Source organism: Planktotalea sp. (assembly GCF_049680325.1).
Lineage (GTDB): Bacteria > Pseudomonadota > Alphaproteobacteria > Rhodobacterales > Rhodobacteraceae > Planktotalea.
In genome coordinates, this window is the sequence record NZ_JBAUHO010000086.1 from 1 (window position 1) to 5,768 (window position 5,768).

The window sequence follows — 5,768 nt, forward strand, 5'->3', positions numbered from 1 at the left end:
TGTGGGGCGTTGCTTAGCGCAAGCTGGGGGGCGCGAATTACGATAGGGTCGATCATTTCCTCTTTTCCCTTTTCTGGTGCTGGCGGGTTTGATTGTCTTTCGTTGCCTTCCATCGTGTCGGCGCTTGCCAGCGGTCCGATCGCTGGTCATCCAAGCGGGTTGCGATCAAGAAACTGTCTGCGAAAATTCCTAGCACTTGGGTTCTCCTTGGTTTGGGTTGATGTGTCATTACTACTTGCCAGTTGGCACAAAGCGAGTCAGGAAGAATTGCAATATGTAAGGTGAAGTTTCATATGAACTGGCGTGAACTACCCCCGATGTCCTCGTTGAGAGCCTTCGCAGCCTATGCCGAGACGGGATCTTTACAAAAGGCGGGGGATGCCTTGAGCGTTTCTCATGCTGCAATTAGCCAACAAATACGCAATCTTGAGGCCCATCTTGGCCTTCAGCTTCTGGACCGAACCGGACGACAAGCGCGCCTTACCAATGAAGGGCGCGATTTGTCAGCGACGCTGCGTCTGGGCTTTGGAATGATTGCGGAGGAGATCGAAAAACTTACAGGTGTGCAAGATGCCCGCCCTTTGACCGTCTCCACCACACCTAGCTTTGCGGCCAATTGGCTGGTGCCGCGCCTTGCAGATTTTAGGGCCAAGCATCCTGAAATTGATGTCGTGATCGACGCGAACCCGGCCACCGTTGAGCTTGATGATACGAAGACCGATGTTGCCATCCGTTTTGGCCAGGGCGGCTGGAGCGGTGTGGAGTCTCAGCTGCTCGTGAAAACACGTCGCGTCGCGGTGGCCGCACCCAGTTTCATATGTGACAACCGCCCAACCAGCCCCGCAGATCTTGCGCGTTTTCCGATCCTTCAAGAGGTCGGCACCTCTGAAAGTTCGCTTTGGTTGGCAAAGCATGGTGTCAGCGAAGCAGGGCAGGGCGGGCGCATTATCTTGCCTGGGAACCTGACACTTGAAGCGGCGCGTACAGGGCAGGGGATCACGGTCACTGCCGAAATCTGGGTCAAGGCTGACCTCGCGAATGGGCAATTGGTCAAGATTTTTGAGGATGATGAAGATTTTGGTTACTTCATTGTGACCCGTGCTGGCGCTCATCGTTCGGCATTGAAGGCTTTTATGGGCTGGCTTAAGGCGCAAAAATAGCGCGACGTTAAATATGTCTTTAAGACTCGGTATTTGACTTAGGTCAAAGCGATTGAGGCATGGGCCTGTGACAAGCAGGGCAACGCAAAAGATATCTATGTGGTGATTCCGTGAGCTCAACAGACAACGATCCAGCACCAAGCCTTTATGCCCCGCGCGAACCTGTGTTCCCGCGCCGTGTCTCTGGCTGGTTCCGTAACCTTAAATGGATTTTGATGATCTTTACTTTGGGGATTTACTATCTAACACCCTGGGTTCGTTGGGACCGCGGTCCTAACTTGCCAGATCAGGCCGTTCTCATTGATCTTGCGAACCGCCGTTTCTTTTTCTTCTGGATCGAAATCTGGCCGCATGAATTCTATTTTATTGCGGGCCTCTTGATTATGGCAGGTCTGGGCCTTTTTCTCTTCACGTCTGCGCTTGGGCGGGTTTGGTGCGGGTATGCATGCCCGCAAACCGTATGGACCGATCTGTTTATTCTGGTCGAACGCTGGATCGAAGGCGATCGCAACGCGCGTCTACGCCTGCACAAGCAAAAGAAATGGGATCTGCGAAAAGCGCGCTTGCGCCTGACAAAGTGGATCGCCTGGGCGCTTATAGGTCTGGCGACGGGCGGCGCTTGGGTCTTCTATTTTGCCGATGCACCGACCTTGTTCATTGATCTGTTGACGGGTCAGGCCCACCCTGTTGCATATACCACGATGTTCGTTTTGACGGCGACGACCTTCTTCTTTGGCGGCATCGCCCGCGAGCAGATTTGCATCTATGCCTGCCCTTGGCCACGTATTCAGGCCGCAATGATGGATGAAGATACGCTGGTTGTTGGTTACCGCGAATGGCGCGGTGAACCGCGCAAGCATTCGGAAGCGGTGAAAGAAGGCGAACCACAGGGCGATTGCATCGATTGCATGGCCTGCGTGAATGTTTGCCCTGTTGGTATCGACATTCGCGATGGCCAGCAGCTTGAATGCATCACATGCGCACTGTGTATCGACGCCTGCGATGATATTATGACAAAGATCGGCAAGCCGCGTGGTTTGATCGATTACATGGCCTCGACTGACGAAGCGAACGAGCGTTCAGGCAAGCCGATCAAGCCTGTTTGGCAGCATATCTTGCGTCCACGCACGATCATGTACACGGCGCTTTGGGCCCTGGTTGGCTTTGGTCTGCTCTTTGCGCTTTTCATCCGTGCGGACATCGAAATGAGCGTTGCGCCTGTGCGTAATCCGATTTTCGTGACGCTTTCAGATGGGTCGATCCGCAACACATACGATGTGCGTTTGTTGAACAAACATGGCGAAGATCGTCCGTTCCATATAACCGTTTCTGGCAATACTGCCTTGCGTGTTCAACTGGAAGGCACTTCCGATGAAAGCGTGAATGTTCCTGCTGACAGCACCTATTTGCAAAAAGTGTATGTTGTGGCACCGGCTGGCTCAGCGCCTGCGAACGCGGAACGCACCACTTTCCGCATTTGGATTGAAGACACATCCAATGGCGAGCGTGCGTACAAAGACACTATCTTTAACGGGAAGGACAACTAATGACCGATTCCAAACCACTTACAGGGCGCGGTGTTTTCATCATTTTCGCATCGGCTTTCGGCGTGATTATCGCGGTCAATCTTGCGCTTGCCTACAATGCGGTACGCACCTTTCCCGGGCTTGAGGTGAAAAACTCGTATGTTGCATCGCAGGAGTTCGATATTCGTCGGCTCGCGCAGGAAAGCCTTGCATGGACTGTCCAAGCCAATGCTGAAGATGGCCTTGTTATGCTTGATATTCGCGATGCTGAAGGCAAGCCTGTTCAGGTCGCGCATCTGGATGCCATTGTCGGGCGTGCAACCCATGTTAAGGACGATCTTACGCCAGCGTTTGCCTTTGATGGACGCTCCTATGTTGCCCGCGCGACTTTGGGCGCAGGCAACTGGAATGTTCGCATGAAGGCGGTAGCCGTGGATGGCACCGAGTTCAGCCAGCGCGTCATCCTGCACATCAAGGAATAATTCAATGACTGCGATCTCCGCCTGCCCAGCCTGTTCTGCTGCCCCGGCGGCAGAAGCCTTGGCGCAGTCGCAAGCCCCGCGCGAGGTTAATCTCGCGCTTTCGCTCCCCTCGATCCATTGCGCAGCCTGTATTTCTTCGGTCGAGCGGGTCTTGAACGCCCACCCCGGCGTTCATGGTGCGCGGGTCAATCTGACGCTTAAACGCGCACAAATCGAAGCCGACCCAAGTGTCACAGCAGAGCTTTTGGCCGCAAAACTAGAAGCGATCGGGTTTGAGGCGCATGAACTTGATGCAGGGTCTTTGAGGGCTACTGAAACGGACAAGGCGGGCCGCGATCTGTTGATGCGCCTCGCCGTTGCAGGGTTTGCGTCGATGAACGTGATGCTCTTGTCCGTTGCTGTCTGGTCAGGCGCGGAAGCCGCAACGCGTGATTTGTTCCATTGGCTTTCTGCGGCAATTACTTTGCCTGCGATTGGATTTTCTGCACAGCCCTTCTTCAGCAACGCTTATGCCGCTTTACGCGCAGGCCGTTTGAACATGGATGTGCCGATCTCACTGGCGATTGCTTTGGCCTTGGCGACATCCCTTTGGGAAACCAGCCTGTCTGGCGAACACGCCTATTTCGACGCAGCCCTTACGCTAACTTTTTTCCTGCTTGCAGGTCGCTACCTGGATCACCGTGCCCGCGCGGTGGCACGTTCCGCCGCTGAAGAATTGGCCGCACTTGAAGTGCCGCGAGCATTGCGGATCGAGAATGGCGAAAGCGTTCAGGTCAGCGTAAGCGAGCTAAAAATTGGCGACATTGTGCTTGTGCGGCCGGGTGGGCGGATGCCGGTGGACGGTGTAATAACCGAAGGACGCTCTGAATTGGATCGCGCATTGCTGACAGGGGAAACCCTACCTGTGCTGGCAGAGCCGGGGCAGGTTGTTAGTGCGGGTGAAGTTAATCTTACGGGTCCGCTGAAAGTGCGCGTGAGCGCGGTCGGCGAGGACAGCTCGCTCTATCGTATGGCGCAACTGGTGGCCGTGGCCGAAAGCGGGCGCTCGAATTACACCTCGCTGGCGGACAAGGCGGCAAAGCTCTATGCGCCCGGTGTTCACATCCTGTCTGCACTCTCCTTCCTCGGCTGGCTGATCTATTCGGGTGACATGCGCATGGCACTGAATATTGCAGCGGCTGTTTTGATAATCACATGCCCCTGCGCGTTGGGTTTGGCTGTGCCCGCCGTGACAACGGCGGCATCGGGACGATTGTTTCGCAAGGGCTTGCTTATCAAAGACGGCACCGCGATGGAGCGGTTGGCAAAGGTGGATACAGTCGTTTTCGACAAGACGGGAACGCTTACTCAGGGCACTCCCAAACTCACAAACCTGAACGGGCTTGACGCTGATGTGCTAAGCGTAGCGATGGCTTTGGCAAGCGGATCTTCGCATCCTTTGGCGCAGGGTATTCTGGAAGCGATGCGCGAAACGGACATCGCACCGGCCAATTTGGTTGATGTTCGCGAAGTCCCTGGGTTCGGCAGTGAAGCCATGTGGAATGGCACACCCGTTAGGCTTGGACGTGCGAGTTGGGTCGGGGCGACCCCCAGCGATCAAACAGCGACTTGGCTGCAAATTGGCAATGCGGCTCCTAGCGCGCTTCTGTTTGAAGACGCGCTGCGCGAAGGCGCTAAAGAACTTATCGCGGACCTTGCTGCGAAAGGGATCGAAATGCATTTGATCTCTGGCGACACAGCTGCGCCTGTCCGCGCCTTGGCTGATACGCTTGGTCTGGAAAACTGGACAGCGAACGCACTGCCCGTGGATAAGGCCGACTTTATCAATGCTCTGAAATCCAAAGGCGCACTGGTCTTGATGATCGGTGATGGGTTAAACGACACCGCAGCATTAAGCACAGCGAATGTGTCTATCTCGCCTGCCTCGGCCCTTGATGCGGCGCGCGTTGCGTCGGACATTGTGCTGCTTGGAAATACCTTGGCACCGATTGGCGGCGCACTAACTGTGGCGCGCAAAGCGACCAAACGCATCAAGGAAAACTTCCAGATTGCGACGCTTTACAATATCATTGCCGTGCCATTTGCAATTGCGGGCCTGGCAACACCGCTTATTGCGGCGCTTGCGATGTCCAGCTCGTCTATTACCGTATCGTTGAATGCGCTACGCCTCGGGAGAGAAAAATGAACGTCCTGACCTACCTTATTCCAATCTCGCTGATCCTTGGTGGATTAGGATTGGCGGCGTTCATTTATTCAGTGCGCACCAAGCAATACGACGATCCTGACGGCAACGCTGCACGGATATTAAGCGACGAATGGGACGATAAACCCAAACAATAATAACTGTTTAGGAGCTTGGCCCGATCGTGAAGCACTGCACATTGCGTGCTTGCAAACGGCGGCATGCCAGATCAGCGCTTTCACGCGTAAGCCCTACGAAATTCGCGTCATAACCGGCTTTGCGTTCTGACACAGAGCGGCGCGCACCATCCAGCGTGCTCATCTCCGCAAGTGCGGTTTTGAGCAAGACGCGTTCCGCTTTGTAGCGGTTCGGGTAGCGGCCGATGTTTATCCCCCAATGACGTCCACCAGAAGTCGAC

Annotated in this window: 5 protein-coding genes and 1 pseudogene; 5 read left to right on the forward strand and 1 reads right to left on the reverse strand. The window is 55.0% G+C overall.

What is annotated here, in order from left to right:
- The first annotated feature begins 293 nt into the window (after positions 1-293).
- The 5 genes from WBC85_RS03490 (at position 294) to ccoS (ending at position 5,508) form a co-directional block, all read left to right on the forward strand.
- The gene (locus WBC85_RS03490; RefSeq protein ID WP_424433285.1) at positions 294-1,160 is read left to right on the forward strand and encodes a LysR family transcriptional regulator; all 867 of its coding nucleotides are present in this window, start codon (positions 294-296) and stop codon (positions 1,158-1,160) included.
- A gap of 110 nt (positions 1,161-1,270) precedes the next feature.
- Positions 1,271-2,707, forward strand: a complete 1,437-nt coding sequence (ccoG, locus tag WBC85_RS03495) for a cytochrome c oxidase accessory protein CcoG (RefSeq protein ID WP_424433286.1) — start codon at positions 1,271-1,273, stop codon at positions 2,705-2,707.
- Positions 2,707-3,168 (forward strand): FixH family protein, encoded by a 462-nt coding sequence (locus WBC85_RS03500; protein WP_424433287.1) that lies wholly within the window; start codon positions 2,707-2,709, stop codon positions 3,166-3,168. Before ccoG ends, WBC85_RS03500 begins: the two co-directional genes overlap by 1 nt.
- A gap of 4 nt (positions 3,169-3,172) precedes the next feature.
- On the forward strand, positions 3,173-5,353 hold the full coding sequence (locus tag WBC85_RS03505) for a heavy metal translocating P-type ATPase (RefSeq protein WP_424433288.1): 2,181 nt from the start codon (positions 3,173-3,175) through the stop codon (positions 5,351-5,353).
- Complete coding sequence (gene ccoS / locus WBC85_RS03510) at positions 5,350-5,508, forward strand: cbb3-type cytochrome oxidase assembly protein CcoS (protein WP_424433289.1); 159 nt, start codon at positions 5,350-5,352, stop codon at positions 5,506-5,508. Before WBC85_RS03505 ends, ccoS begins: the two co-directional genes overlap by 4 nt.
- Positions 5,509-5,515: 7 nt before the next feature.
- Here ccoS and WBC85_RS03515 read toward each other — a convergent pair.
- Positions 5,516-5,768 (reverse strand): annotated as a pseudogene (locus WBC85_RS03515) (D-alanyl-D-alanine carboxypeptidase); the annotation flags it as partial.

Bases quoted from the DNA above. Each gene is read 5' to 3' on its own strand.
- WBC85_RS03500 (WP_424433287.1), top strand. From the start codon at position 2,707: ATGACCGATTCCAAACCACTTACAGGGCGCGGTGTTTTCATCATTTTC.
- WBC85_RS03505 (WP_424433288.1), top strand. From the start codon at position 3,173: ATGACTGCGATCTCCGCCTGCCCAGCCTGTTCTGCTGCCCCGGCGGCA.
- ccoS (WP_424433289.1), top strand. From the start codon at position 5,350: ATGAACGTCCTGACCTACCTTATTCCAATCTCGCTGATCCTTGGTGGA.
- WBC85_RS03490 (WP_424433285.1), top strand. From the start codon at position 294: ATGAACTGGCGTGAACTACCCCCGATGTCCTCGTTGAGAGCCTTCGCA.